Source organism: Cohnella candidum (assembly GCF_003713065.1).
GTDB classification, from domain to species: Bacteria; Bacillota; Bacilli; order Paenibacillales; family Paenibacillaceae; genus Cohnella; species Cohnella candidum.
On sequence record NZ_CP033433.1, the window covers coordinates 1149239 to 1163142 of the forward strand.

Below are 13904 nucleotides of genomic sequence, written 5' to 3' on the forward strand. Positions count from 1 at the left end.
ATCGGTTAGAATGGGGCTGACTGTGCACCCGTACCGGTTTGGAGACGGGAAGCGACTTATACGCAAAGGGGCTTGAGGGACCATGCCGGAACAATTTGAACGCGGCACGCTGGGGCGGCTCCGCCTTCACGTGCTGCCGACAAAACGCTTCAAAACGTTCGCCGTTTCGCTGTTCGCGGGCGTTCCTCTGTCCGAATCCGGGGTGACGCCGACGGCGCTCACCCCTTTCGTGCTTCGGAGGGGGACGGAGAGCTATCCCGAGACGATCGCTTTCCGGGAAAAGCTGGATGAGTTATACGGCGCCGGATTCGGATTCGACCTGTACAAACGGGGCGACCATCAGGTCGTCCAATTCCGCATCGACATGATCAACGACCGGTTTGTCTCCACCAACGAATCGCTGCTGAAAGAAGCCCTCCGGTATTTGGGCGAAGCCGTGACGGCGCCTGCCCTGGAGGACGGCCGTTTCCGTTCCCGTTACGTGGAAGCCGAGAAAACGACCGTGACCAAACGGATCGAAGCGATCATCAACGATAAAATCCGTTATGCCGCGGAACGCTGCACCGAAGAGATGTGCAAGGGCGATCCGTACCGGCTGCCGTCGCTGGGCCGCAAGGAAGAGCTGGCCGGTATCGACGCGGCTTCGCTCTATTCCCACTACCGGCAATGGCTGGAGAAGGCGGCCTTCGACCTGTACGTCGCGGGAGACACGACCCTGGAGGAAGTGGAATCCTTCGCCAGACAGGCTTTTCGGTTGCCCGACGGAACGCCGTCCGGGTACTCCAAGCCCGTCCTCGTTCCCGCGAGGGAGCAGGTCCAGACGATCGTCGAACGGCTGGACGTGGGGCAGGGCAAATTGAACATGGGGCTTCGCGTCGCCAGCACTTACGGTGACGAGGATTATCCTGCGCTGTTGTTGTACAACGGTCTGCTGGGCGCGTTTCCGCACTCGAAACTGTTCGTCAACGTACGGGAGAAAGCCAGCCTGGCGTATTACGCCTCTTCCCGTCTGGACGGCCACAAGGGGCTCATGACGATCCAATCGGGCATCGAGATCCCGAACTACGAGAAAGCGGTGGACATTATCCGCGAACAGCTGGCCGCGATGAAGAGGGGCGAATTCGCCGCGGACGACTTGGGCCGCACGAAGGCGATGCTGTCCAACCAGCTGAGGGAAATCCAGGATTCCGCGTTCGAGCGCATCGGTTTCGATTACAATGCGATCGTTTCGGGCAAGGAGAGAACGGCGGATCAATTCATCGCCGATCTCGAAGCCGTAACGCCGGAGCAGATCGTCGCTGCGGCCCAGGGCGTGAAGCTGGACACGATCTACTTCCTGCGCGACAAGAAAGGGGGAGCTTAAGAGATGGAGAAGCTGGAATACCCCAAACTGCAGGAGACGATCTGGCACGAGAAGCTGGACAACGGGCTCGAGGTCTATTTGCTTCCGAAGCCGGGTTTCACCAAAACTTACGCAACCTTCACGACGCGATACGGCTCCATCGACAACCGTTTTCGGCCGCCGGGCGGGGAACCGATCTCCGTGCCGGACGGCATCGCTCATTTCCTTGAGCATAAAATGTTCGAAGAGCCGGAAGGAGACGTGTTCTCCCGGTTCGCCGTCCAAGGCGCATCATCCAATGCGTATACCAGCTTCGATCGCACCGTTTACCTCTTCTCCGCAACCGGGCAGATCGAGGAGAATCTCGTTACGCTGATCGATTTCGTGCAAAATCCCTATTTCACGGACGAAAACGTCGAGAAGGAAAAAGGGATCATCATCCAGGAAATCGACATGTACCGCGACAATCCCGATTGGCGGGTTTATTTCGGCTTGATCGAAGCGCTTTACCTGAAGCACCCGGTGCATATCGACATTGCCGGAACGGCCGAAACGGTGCGGTCGATCACGAAAGAGATGCTTTACGACTGCTACCACACGTTTTATCATCCCTCCAACATGACCCTGTTCGTCGTAGGAGGAATCGATCCCGCCTCCACGATGGACTTGATTAAGAACAACCAAGCGGCGAAATCGTTCTCGCCCGGCGGCGAAATCGAGCGGATATTCGAGCAGGAACCCGCCCAGGTTCGGGAGCCGCTGCGCCAAATCGAGCTGCCGGTTTCGCTGCCGAAATGCTTGTTCGGCTTCAAGGAAGATCCGGGCCCTTCGGCGGGCGAAGAGACGATCCGCCGGGAATTGGCGAGCAAGCTGATGCTCGAGGCGCTGCTGGGGCCGAGCTCTCCCCTGTACCAGCAAATGTACGACGACAATCTGATCTCCGACAACTTCGGGCACGAGTACAATACGGGGCCCGGGTTCGCATTCTCCGTGATCGGCGGGGAAACCCGGGATCCGGAAGAACTGAGGAAGCGGGTTTGCGGCGCTTTATTCGAAGCGGCGGAGCGGGGAATCGACCCTAAAGTGTTCGAACGAACGCGGCGCAAACGGATCGGCACGTTTCTCCGCATGATGAACAGCCCGGAAGCGATCGCAGGGGAATTCACGCGTTACCGTCACAAGGGCGGCGACCTGTTCCGCGTCGTGGAGCTGATCGAAAGCCTGACGCCGGAGGATATTAACGCCAGGCTCCGCGAGCACGTCTCCGAAGACCGGCTGGCGGTCTCCGTCGTCCGGAGCGGTTCCGCGTGAACCGCAAAGCGCTCGTCACCGGCGGATCGCGCGGCATCGGTGCCGCCGCGGCCCGCCGTTTGGCGGCGGGAGGGGCCGACATCGTCATCCCCTACTTCGCCTCCGGTGACGCCGCGGAACGCGTGGCCGCAGACTGCCGTAAGCTCGGCGCACGCGCGGAAGTCGTCCGAGCCGACGTCAGGGACGGCGCTTCGCTCGCCGAATTGAAATCGAGCCTCGACGCGATGGAATGGGCCCCGGACATTCTCGTTCACAGCGCCGGAACGGCGTTTTACGGCTTGCTGGGGGATTGCGGGGAAGACGTATGGGACGACATCATGGGCGTTCATTTGAAGGCCGCCTACCGCTTGACCCGCCTGTTCGCTCCGGCCATGGCCTGGAGGCGGTGGGGGAGAATCGTTTATTTGTCCAGCATCTGGGGCGTCATCGGGGCCTCGGGTGAAGCGGCTTACGCCGCTGCCAAAGGCGGGTTGAACGCCTTCGCCAAATCCATGGCCCGGGAGCTCGCTTCGTCCGGCGTCACGGTGAATGCGGTTGCTCCCGGAGCGATCGAGACGGATATGCTGGCTGATCTGACCGAGGAGGATCGGCTCGCGATTTGCCGGGACGTTCCTTTAGGCCGGTTGGGGCGGCCCGACGAAGTGGCGGATTTGATCCGCTTCATCGCGTCGGACGACGCCGGTTACATCACGGGCCAGGTTCTCGGCATCAACGGCGGCTGGTCGGCATAAGGCCTTCTTCGCGTGGGAATAGTAACGTCAAGGCTTGTTTCCCGTTTGCTTCGGCATGAGGGAACGCAGGCTGACACAACGCGAAGGAGGCTCATCTCGATGTCGACGGTACTGAGCAGTTTCGACACCTGGAAGAAATTTTTGGGGGACCGCGTGGCGGCCGCCAAAAACGCAGGCATCGGCGAAGACACGATCACCAAGCTGGCGTTTGAGATCGGCGAGTTCCTCGACAACAAAGTCGATCCGAAGAACGAGGAAGAGCGCGTTCTGAAGGAGCTTTGGGACGTCGGCAGCGAATCCGAACGCCACTGCATGGCGAGCCTGATGGTCAAGCTGGCCGAACAGAACCAATAACGCGCTCCGCCGAAACCCGCGTGAGCCATTCGGTACTCATTCGAAGGGGATCGTCGCCTTTGCGGGATTCATCTGAAAGCCTCCTTCGGGAGGCTTTCTGTCCGCGGGGCTTAAAATCGGGACTTTCGGCGCTATCGCGTCGTTTTATTTTGCAGGAGAATGGGGAGCGTTGTAGAATAAAAGAGAAATAACGAATACGGAATGTGTTCTGTTCATCGGATGAGGTGCGTCATGGAGCCGAAACAATGGTATATGGAATATAAAATTCACAAAAACCGGCCCGGCCTTCTCGGGGATATCGCTTCCCTGCTCGGGATGCTGGGCGTCAATATTTTGACGATCAACGGGGTGGAGGACCGCGCGCGCGGCATGCTTCTGCAAACCGACGACGAAGAGAAGATCGAGCTTCTCGGCAAAATGCTGACGAAGGTGGAGAACATCACCGTCAACAAACTCCGTCCCACGAGGCTGACGGATATTTTGGCCGTGCGGCACGGACGCTACATCGAACGGGACTCCGACGACCGGAAAACGTTCCGTTTTACGCGCGACGAGCTCGGGCTGCTGGTCGATTTTCTCGGCGAGCTGTTCAAGATGGAAGGCAATCAGACGATCGGCCTTCGCGGCATGCCGCGCGTAGGCAAAACCGAATCGATCATCGCGGGAAGCGTGTGCGCGGGCAAGCGCTGGACGTTCGTTTCTTCCACGCTGCTTCGGCAGACGGTGAGAAGCCAGCTCTCCGAAGAGGAAATGAACCCGAGCAACGTGTTTATCATCGACGGCATCGTGAGCACGATCCGTTCGAACGAGAAGCATTACAACCTGCTCAAAGATTTGATGGCCATGCCTTCGGTCAAGGTCATCGAGCACCCCGACATCTTCATCCGCGAGTCGGAATACGATTACGACCTGTTCGACTGCATCGTGGAACTCCGCAATTCGCCGGACGAGGAAATCACGTATGAGAACTTCACGACGGCCGGCTTGAACGACGATTTCTGAACCGTACATAACATCTTTCCGGACGGAGAAACCCCCAGGAGGTGAGAGACATGTCCGATTTGGGAGCCCTGCTTCGCAAAGCGCGCGAACAGCGGGGTTACACGCTCGACGACGTCCAGGAAGCGACCAAAATCCGCAAAAGGTACCTGGAAGCGATCGAGACGGGCGACTATAAAGTGCTTCCCGGGTCTTTCTACGTGCGCGCATTCGTCAAAACCTATGCCGAAACCGTCGGGCTTGACGCGGAGGAAGTGCTGCGCCTCTACCAGAAAGAGCTTCCTAAACCGGCGTCGGTCGAAGCGATTCCGGCGGAACCCATGATGAAGAAAAGCCGGAGAAGCACCCAGCATAACGACCGTTGGGGCAAAGTCTCGGTGACGCTGCTCATGTGGCTGTTCCCGATCCTCATCGTCGCCGTCATCTATGTGTATCTGCAGCAAAACGCCGACAAGACGCCAAGCGAGATCAACGATAATCCGATTTCCACGGAAATCGCTACGCCGTCCGCTTCGACGCCCGTTCCTTCCGAAACGGTAACGCCGAGCCCGTCACCGTCCGAGTCCTCCGCCCCGCCGTCTCCTGCCGTGACGTACACGCTCGGCAAAAAATCGGGAACGGTGCAGTACGTGGACGTATCGACGACAGGCGCGCGCCAGCTGGTGCTGGAAGTAACCGGGGATTGCTGGATCGACGTCAACGAAAAGAGCCGGTCCGGCAAATCGCTGTACAGCAAAATGATCCGAGCGGCCGACGCGCCGCAGACGCTTTACTTCGACTTGACGCAGCCGATCTACGTCAACATGGGCCGCGCGGACAACGCGAAAGTGACGATCGACGGCACGCCGTTCGACGACGGGGACAAGGCGGACCGCGCCCGTTTCCTTTTCACGCCGGTCGACGCCGCCGCGCAGCCTTAAATTTTCGTATTCCGACCCGGTACGGCACGGTCCTCTTCGGAGGGCCTTTTTTGCGGGCTGGGAACTGCACTTGTTTGGGCGGAAATCCGCCTCATGTTATAATGTAGGGAAAAACAGGAAACCGGAAAGGAAGTCGTCCCATGGCATCGGAATATTCTTTCGACATCGTTTCGAAAGTCGACATGGAAGAGGTCAAAAACGCCATTACGCAATCGATGAAAGAGATCGAAAACCGTTTTGATTTCAAAGGCAGCAAAAGCAGCATCGTTCTCGAAAAAGAAGAGATCGTGGTCCGATCGGACGACGATTATAAACTCGGAAGCGTCATCGACATTTTGCAGACAAAGCTGCTCAAACGCGGCGTTCCGATCCGCAACCTCGACTACGGGAAAATCGAACCGGCCTCGGGGGCGACCGTCAAGCAAAACATCAAGCTCCGCCAGGGCGTGGACCAGGACAACGCCAAAAAGATCAACATCCTGATCCGCGACTCCAAATTGAAGGTGAAAAGCCAAATCCAAGGCGACCAAATCCGCGTAACCGGGAAAAGCAAGGACGATCTGCAGTCCGTCATGTCGCTGCTCAAGGGCGCCGATTTGCCGTTGGAACTGCAATTCACGAACTATCGATAATGGATGCGTGATTCGCCGGGCCGCCCGCTAACCCGCGAAACGGCGGCCCGCGCGTCTTTTGACACGTCTAGGGCCATGGGATTATACTGTTGGGGACAAGAATGGACGAACGTTTGGGGGAAGTCATCGATGCCGGAGAAAGTCAGCGTCGTCACGCTCGGCTGCGAGAAAAATTTGGTCGATTCGGAAATCATGTCCGGACTGATTCACCAACGGGGATTTACCCTTGTAGAGAAGCCGGAAGACGCGACCGTCGTAATCGTCAATACCTGCGGATTTATAGACGCCGCCAAGGAAGAATCGGTCAACACGATTCTCAGCCTCGCGGAATTGAAGGAAACGGCCAAGCTGAAAGCCCTGATCGTGTCGGGATGCTTAACTCAGCGTTATAAGCAGGTCCTGATGGAGGAAATGCCGGAAATCGACGGGATTGTCGGAACGGGCGATTTCCACAACATCAACGGGATCATCGACGAGGCGCTCCACGGACGCAAGCCGGTTTACGTGGGCAACCCCGTTTTTACTTATGAAGAAAAACTGCCTCGGCTGCTTTCCACGCCCCGCCATACTGCATACGTTAAAATAGCCGAAGGCTGCGACAACGCTTGTACGTTCTGCAGCATTCCGATCATGCGAGGCAAATTCCGCAGCCGTTCGATCGAATCGATCGTGGCGGAAGCGGAGAACCTGGCGTCACAAGGCGTGAAGGAAATCAGCCTGATCGCGCAGGACTCGACGAACTATGGCGTGGACCTGTACGAGGGCTTCAAGCTGCCGGAATTGCTGAACCGCGTCTCCGAGGTGGAAGGCGTCGAATGGGTGCGGCTGCACTACGCGTATCCGGGCTTTTTCACCGACGAGCTGATCGAGACGATGGCGACGAATCCGAAAATCTGCAAATATATCGACATGCCGCTTCAGCACAGCGAGGATGCCATTCTGAAGAGGATGAGACGCCCCGGCAGGCAGCGCGACGTTCGCGAGCTCGTCGCCAAAATCCGCGCGCGCATCCCGGAAGTCGCGCTTCGCACCTCGATGATCGTCGGTTTTCCCGGCGAGACGGAGGAAGACTTCGCCAAACTGTGCGAGTTCGTCCGCGAAATGAAATTCGACCGCCTCGGCGTGTTCACTTATTCGCAGGAAGAGGATACGCCGGCCAGCCGGCTGCCGGATCAAATTCCGGACGAGGTGAAAGAAACCCGGGCCAGCACGCTGATGGAAATCCAGCGCCAAGTCGCCCAGGAGAACGCCTCGAAATACGTCGGACGCACGCTGGAAGTGCTCGTCGAGCGGTATGACGGACGGAGCGACGTCTTTATCGGCCGCAGCCAATTCGACGCGCCAGAAATCGACGGCGAAGTGTACATCAGCGGCATCCGCGCGGAAATCGGCGACATCCGCCGGGTCCGCATCACCCACGCTTACGAATACGACCTTTCCGGGGAGGGAATCGCGTGAACTTAGCCAACAAGATAACCCTTGCCCGCATTTTCATCGTTCCGATCATCACGTTCGTTCTGCTCGTTCGTTTGGATCTCGGCGTGCTGGTCATGGGGGATTACTCCATCTCCTATAACCAGATCGTCGCGCTGCTCCTGTTCATCATCGCGGCGAGCACGGACGGGTTGGACGGCTATATCGCGCGCAAGCGCAAAATCGTGACGAACCTCGGCAAGCTGCTCGATCCGCTGGCCGACAAGCTGCTCATGGCGGCGGTGCTGATCTCGCTGGTCGAGATGGGCAAACTCGGCGCTTGGGTCGCCATTATCATCATCAGCCGCGAATGGGCGGTCACCGGCCTTCGCCAGGTGGCGCTGCTCGACGGTACCGTCGTGGCGGCCAGCCAGTGGGGCAAGTGGAAAACGGCGATCCAGATCGCGATGATCATCGTGCTCTTGATCAACAATTTCCCGTTTAACTTCATCGACGTTCGTATCGACCTGATCGCCGTATGGGCGGCCGTTCTGATTACCGTCTATTCCGGGATCGACTACTTCGTCAAAAACAAAAATCTCATTCCGGTATCCGATCCGCCGGCAGGCACGTCCGGCCCGGCTGAGAAAGAGGTGCGCCGAAACGTATGAGCTTGAGAGCGGAAATCGTGTCGGTCGGCACGGAGCTGCTCCTCGGTCAAATCGTAAACACGAATGCCCAGTTTCTGTCGCGGGGTTTGGCGGAGCTGGGCATTGACGTTTACTATCAGACCGTGGTCGGCGACAATATGGACCGGCTGTTGAAAACGATCGAATTGGCGCGCGGACGGGCGGATTTGCTCGTGTTCACGGGAGGGCTGGGCCCGACGATGGACGATCTGACCCGCGACGCGGTTGCCGCGTATTTGAGACGCGGCATGGAAGAGCATGAGCCGACGATGCGCAAGCTGGAGGAGATGTTCGCGGGCCGCGGAGCCGCGTTGATCGAGAGCAACCGCAAGCAGGCGCTGCTCGTCGAGGGCGCGACGCCGCTGCGGAACAACACGGGGCTCGCGATCGGCAACGCTTTGTCGGCGGACGGGACGCATTATTTGCTGCTCCCCGGACCGCCGAGGGAAATGAAGCCGATGTTCGAGAACGACGCCTCGGCATGGTTGAGGGAACTGCTCGGGCAGGCGGATACGCTGCATTCCGTCATGATGCGTTTCGCCGGGATCGGGGAGTCCGCGCTCGAGGATCTGCTGATCGATCTCGTGCGGGAGCAGAGCGATCCGACGATCGCGCCGTATGCCAAGGAAGGCGAAGTCGCGGTGCGCGTGTCCACCAAGGCGCCGAATGCCGAAGAGGCGCAGCGGAAGATGGAATCGACGCTGGTCGAAATCCGCCGCCGGACGGATCGTTTCCTGTACGCGGAGGAAGATATCCCGATCGAGACGGAAGTGATGCGGCTGCTGCTCCGGCAGCGGCGCACGCTCGCGCTGGCGGAGAGCTGCACCGGCGGCATGGTCGCGGAGATGGTGACGACGGTGCCGGGAAGCGCGGATGCGTTCCTGGGAGGCGTCGTCAGCTATACGAACGCGGTGAAGCGGGATTTGCTCGGCGTGCCCGAAGGGCTGCTCGAGGGGGAGGGCGCGCCCGGCGCGGTCAGCGAAGAGACGGCCGCCGCGATGGCGGAGGGCGCGCGCCGCTTTGCCGATTCGGACTTCGGCGTGTCGGTGACCGGCGTGGCCGGTCCCGCGTCGTCCGAAGGCAAGCCCGTCGGGCTCGTGTACCTCGGGCTGGCCGAACGCGGGAAACCGACCCGTACGGAAAAGCTGCAGCTGTCCGGCGACCGCGAGGGCATCCGCCTGCGCGCGTCGAAGCGCGCGCTCTATCGGTTGTGGCTGGCGCTGACCGGCCGGGAATAAGCGCGGCGTTGGCACGGGTTAGGTGATTTTGCGGCCGGGTTTAAGTAAACGAGCGTTACTTATCCTTTTACATTTCGCTATACTGGGTCTATTATTGTCCCGCCGGGACCAAAAAATTGCGAAAAACGGTTGTCAACGGAACGACGGTATGGTAAAGTTTTATCGAAAGTTGCGGAAGAACCGTAGCGAAGAATACTTTGCTGCGGTTCTTTTTCGCAAATAAAACGAACAAATGTTCTCAAAATGCTTGGCAAACGATAGAAAAAAGGCTATGATGAATTTATTAAACGAGATAAGGATGTGGGTGTGTTGTCAGATCGTCGCGCCGCATTGGAGATGGCCCTGCGCCAGATTGAGAAGCAATTCGGTAAAGGTTCCATCATGAAACTCGGAGAAAACGCACAAATGCAAGTAGAGACGTGCTCCAGCGGATCTCTTGCCTTGGATATCGCGCTCGGGATCGGCGGATTCCCGCGCGGAAGAATCATCGAAGTGTACGGACCGGAATCGTCCGGTAAGACGACCGTCGCCCTGCACGCCATCGCCGAGGTGCAGCGCGCCGGCGGACAAGCGGCCTTCATCGACGCCGAACACGCGCTCGATCCGCTGTACGCCAGCAAGCTCGGCGTCAACATTGACGAACTGCTGCTCTCCCAGCCGGATACGGGGGAACAGGCGCTTGAGATCGCGGAAGCGCTCGTACGCAGCGGCGCGGTCGACATCATTGTCGTCGACTCCGTAGCGGCTCTCGTTCCGAAAGCGGAAATCGAAGGCGACATGGGAGATTCCTTCGTCGGCCTGCAAGCCCGCCTGATGTCGCAAGCGATGCGGAAGCTGTCCGGCGCCATCAGCAAGTCGAAGGCGATCGCGATCTTCATCAACCAGCTGCGCGAGAAGGTCGGCGTCATGTTCGGCAACCCGGAGACGACTCCCGGCGGCCGCGCATTGAAGTTCTACGCGAGCGTGCGCCTGGACGTCCGCCGCATCGAATCCCTGAAGCAGGGCAACGACGTCGTCGGCAACCGCACCCGCATCAAGGTCGTCAAGAACAAAGTCGCGCCGCCGTTTAAGCAAGCGGAAGTCGACATCATGTACGGAGAAGGCATTTCCAAGCAAGGCAGCATCGTCGACATCGGCGTCGAGATGGATATCGTCCAGAAGAGCGGCGCTTGGTTCTCTTATAACGGCGAACGCTTGGGACAAGGCCGGGAGAACGCGAAGCAGTTCCTGAAGGACAATACCGAGATTTCCTGGCAGATCGAGAAGCAGATCCGCGAAGCGACCCTGAGCGCTGCGGCTTCGGCGAAACCGGCGGCATTCTCGTCCGATGACGACGAAGAAGAACCGGACTTCGAATAATTCATGCAATCCAGCGGCAGCTTCGCCTGCCGCTTTTTTGCTTTTGATAAGGAGGAATGAAATTTGAACGGATTCGGCAAAAGGGGATCCGGCAAGCGTTCGGAAAACGCGAGGAAGACGGCGGCGAAAGGCAAGCGCTCCAAGACGGAAAGCCCGCAAAAAGGTTCGTCCGGCGAACCGTCCGTTGCGGACCGATTCCTTCGGATCACGGAAGCGGAAGTGGCCGCCGTCGAATCGCATCCGAAGCAGCCGGGCATGTACCGAATCGCGATCCGGCTGCTCGGTGAATTGAAACCGGATCATTCGGACGAATTCGAGCCAAACTTCTCTATACCGCCGGCATCGAATACCGAAGATTGGAATGATGAAGTCGACGCTTTGATTGCCGGCGCGTCGGCCGCTTCCGCCGCCGATCGTCACGAAACCGTCATCACGGTGCACGAGGATACGCTCGTGAGCATGCGTTTGTTGAAAGGGCGGCGATTGTCGCCGGAAGAATGGGAAACGCTGCGCAAGGAAGAAGCGCAAGAAGAAGCCTACCGCGCCGCTCTGAACATCCTCGAACGCAAAGCGAGGACAAGCCGGGAGCTGTCGGACGCGCTCAAACGCAAAGGCTTCGCGGCGGACGTCATCCAAAGCTGCTTGGATCGGTTGCGCTCGCGACGGATGCTCGACGATACGGCCTATGCCAAGCGGTACACCGAACAACGGGCAACGGGACAACGCAAAGGCAGGCGGCTGATCCGGCAGGAGCTGCTCCAACGGGGTATTGCCAAGGAAGACGCCGACCGTGCGCTCGGCGATCTGGACACGGACGTAGAGCTGGAAGCCGCGTACGCGCTAGCCCGCAAAAAATGGCCTCAGCTCAAAGGCGAGCTTCGGGAACGCAAAATGAAGCTGACCGCTTTCCTGATGAGAAGAGGATATCCGAACGGCGTCGTTCGATCGGCGATGGACCGCGCGATCGCGGACGCGTCGGACTCCGAAGAGCGCGGATGGGGCATCGGGTACGATGGAGAAGATGGAGATATGGGGAGTCTGGATTGGGAGATGAACGAAGCGGCCGATCCGGACGCTCTGGATTAAGCCGCGGCGGCTTCCGGAAGGCGCCTGCCCGCCGGCGGCATTGCTTGACAACTCATTTTCGCTAAAGATAAAATGAGTCTGTATTCCATTTTCCCATTCCGAACCCTTTTTCCTTCCAAAAAATGATTCGGAACGTTTTTTTTCGACCCTATTCTTATGCTTTGCCAACAAGGAAAGTAAACGGTCTGGAAACCGGCAAACAACAATTTCATAAGTATCCCAAGCGTTTGCCTTGGTGATGCAACGAGGAGGTGAGACCATGCTGGACACCTGGATCTGGGTCTTGATCGTTCTCGTTGTTGGCGCGCTTTTCTTTGGGATCGGTTATGTCGTGCGCAAATCCATTGCGGAAGCGAAGATTTCCAGCGCCAATGAAGAAGCCAGCCGAATTGTCGAAAGCGCCAAGAAAGACGCGGAAGCGATTCGGAAAGAAACGGTGCTGGAAGCCAAAGACGAGGTGCATAAGCTCCGTAACGAGGCGGAACGCGACATTCGCGAACGCCGCAACGAAATTCAACGCCAGGAAAGGCGGCTGTTACAGAAGGAAGAGTCGCTGGATCGCAAGCTGGAAGCGTTGGAACGTAAAGAGGAGCAAGTTGCCAACAAAGAGAAACGAGTCGAAGAATCCCAGGAACAAGTCGAAATCCTGCACAAACGTCAGGTGGTGGAGCTCGAGCGCATTTCCAACCTGTCGACGGAAGAAGCGAAGCAGCTGATTTTGTCGACGGTCGAACAAGAGGTACGCGTCGAGACCGCGCAAATGATCAAGGATATCGAGCAAGAAGCGAAACACGAAGCGGACAAGAAAGCCCGGGACATCATCTCGCTCGCCATTCAGCGCTGCGCCGCGGATCACGTGGCGGAGACGACGGTTTCCGTCGTAACGCTGCCGAACGAAGAGATGAAAGGCCGGATCATCGGCCGCGAAGGCCGCAACATCCGTGCGCTTGAAACGTTGACGGGGATCGACCTCATCATCGACGACACGCCGGAAGCGGTTATCCTGTCGGGTTTCGATCCGATTCGGCGCGAAATTGCGAGAACTTCACTGGAGAAATTGGTCGCGGACGGACGGATTCACCCGGCCCGCATCGAGGAAATGGTGGAGAAGTCCCGCAAGGAAGTGGACGAACGGATTCGGGAATACGGCGAGCAGGCGACCTTCGAGGTCGGCGTGCACGGTCTTCATCCGGATTTGATCAAAATCCTGGGCCGCCTGAAATTCCGGACGAGTTACGGCCAGAACGTGCTGAAGCACTCGATGGAAGTCGCTTACTTAACCGGACTGATGGCTGCGGAATTGGGAGAAGACGTTTCGCTTGCCAAACGCGCCGGCTTGCTGCACGATATCGGCAAAGCGCTCGACCACGAAGTGGAAGGTTCGCATGTCGAGATCGGCGTTGAATTGGCCAAGAAGTACAAAGAGCATCCGGTCGTCATCAACAGCATCCACTCCCACCATGGAGACGTGGAAGCGACTTCGGTCATCGCGATGCTCGTCGGCGCCGCCGACGCGCTCAGCGCAGCCCGTCCGGGCGCGCGCCGCGAGACGCTTGAGACGTACATCAAACGGCTCGAGAAGCTTGAGGACATTTCCGAATCGTTCGAAGGCGTGGAGAAATCCTATGCCATCCAAGCGGGCCGGGAAGTGCGCGTCATGGTTCAACCGGAGAAGATCGACGATACGGAAGCGTTCCGCCTGGCGCGCGACATCACGAAGAAGATCGAGAGCGAGCTGGATTATCCGGGTCACATCAAGGTCACCGTCATTCGGGAAACCCGCGCCGTCGAGTACGCGAAATAAAAACAGGTTATACCGGGAATGCTGGA

13 protein-coding genes are annotated in these 13904 nt (G+C 58.4%); all 13 read left to right on the forward strand.

The genetic code is table 11. The features are described 5' to 3' along the window. The first annotated feature begins 82 nt into the window (after positions 1 to 82). On the forward strand, positions 83 to 1363 hold the full coding sequence (gene yfmF / locus EAV92_RS05335; protein ID WP_123040104.1) for an EF-P 5-aminopentanol modification-associated protein YfmF: 1281 nt from the start codon (positions 83 to 85) through the stop codon (positions 1361 to 1363). 3 nt (positions 1364 to 1366) lie between these two features. After that, positions 1367 to 2653: an EF-P 5-aminopentanol modification-associated protein YfmH gene (gene yfmH / locus EAV92_RS05340; protein WP_123040105.1), complete on the forward strand. Its 1287-nt coding sequence runs from the start codon at positions 1367 to 1369 to the stop codon at positions 2651 to 2653. Beyond that, entirely contained in the window at positions 2650 to 3384 is a 735-nt protein-coding gene (gene ymfI / locus EAV92_RS05345; RefSeq protein ID WP_123040106.1) for an elongation factor P 5-aminopentanone reductase, read from the forward strand. The genes yfmH and ymfI overlap by 4 nt, the downstream gene beginning before the upstream one ends. A gap of 99 nt (positions 3385 to 3483) precedes the next feature. Then, the gene (locus tag EAV92_RS05350) at positions 3484 to 3738 is read left to right on the forward strand and encodes a DUF3243 domain-containing protein (RefSeq protein WP_123040107.1); all 255 of its coding nucleotides are present in this window, start codon (positions 3484 to 3486) and stop codon (positions 3736 to 3738) included. 231 nt (positions 3739 to 3969) lie between these two features. Continuing rightward, positions 3970 to 4740 (forward strand): DUF3388 domain-containing protein, encoded by a 771-nt coding sequence (locus tag EAV92_RS05355; RefSeq protein WP_123040108.1) that lies wholly within the window; start codon positions 3970 to 3972, stop codon positions 4738 to 4740. Positions 4741 to 4790: 50 nt separating this feature from the next. Next, a complete protein-coding gene (locus tag EAV92_RS24405; protein WP_164472633.1) occupies positions 4791 to 5657 on the forward strand; it encodes a helix-turn-helix domain-containing protein in 867 nt (288 codons plus the stop codon). 140 nt (positions 5658 to 5797) lie between these two features. After that, positions 5798 to 6289, forward strand: a complete 492-nt coding sequence (locus EAV92_RS05365; protein WP_123040109.1) for a YajQ family cyclic di-GMP-binding protein — start codon at positions 5798 to 5800, stop codon at positions 6287 to 6289. Positions 6290 to 6418: 129 nt separating this feature from the next. Further along, positions 6419 to 7747: a 30S ribosomal protein S12 methylthiotransferase RimO gene (gene rimO / locus EAV92_RS05370; protein WP_123040110.1), complete on the forward strand. Its 1329-nt coding sequence runs from the start codon at positions 6419 to 6421 to the stop codon at positions 7745 to 7747. Continuing rightward, a complete protein-coding gene (gene pgsA / locus EAV92_RS05375; RefSeq protein WP_123040111.1) occupies positions 7744 to 8373 on the forward strand; it encodes a CDP-diacylglycerol--glycerol-3-phosphate 3-phosphatidyltransferase in 630 nt (209 codons plus the stop codon). Before rimO ends, pgsA begins: the two co-directional genes overlap by 4 nt. 2 nt (positions 8374 to 8375) lie before the next feature. Further along, a complete protein-coding gene (locus EAV92_RS05380; protein ID WP_123043586.1) occupies positions 8376 to 9629 on the forward strand; it encodes a competence/damage-inducible protein A in 1254 nt (417 codons plus the stop codon). 309 nt (positions 9630 to 9938) lie between these two features. After that, entirely contained in the window at positions 9939 to 10988 is a 1050-nt protein-coding gene (recA, locus tag EAV92_RS05385; protein ID WP_123040112.1) for a recombinase RecA, read from the forward strand. A gap of 63 nt (positions 10989 to 11051) precedes the next feature. Further along, positions 11052 to 12074: a regulatory protein RecX gene (locus EAV92_RS05390; protein WP_123040113.1), complete on the forward strand. Its 1023-nt coding sequence runs from the start codon at positions 11052 to 11054 to the stop codon at positions 12072 to 12074. Positions 12075 to 12333: 259 nt separating this feature from the next. Beyond that, entirely contained in the window at positions 12334 to 13878 is a 1545-nt protein-coding gene (gene rny / locus EAV92_RS05395) for a ribonuclease Y (protein ID WP_123040114.1), read from the forward strand. Positions 13879 to 13904 lie beyond the last annotated feature (26 nt).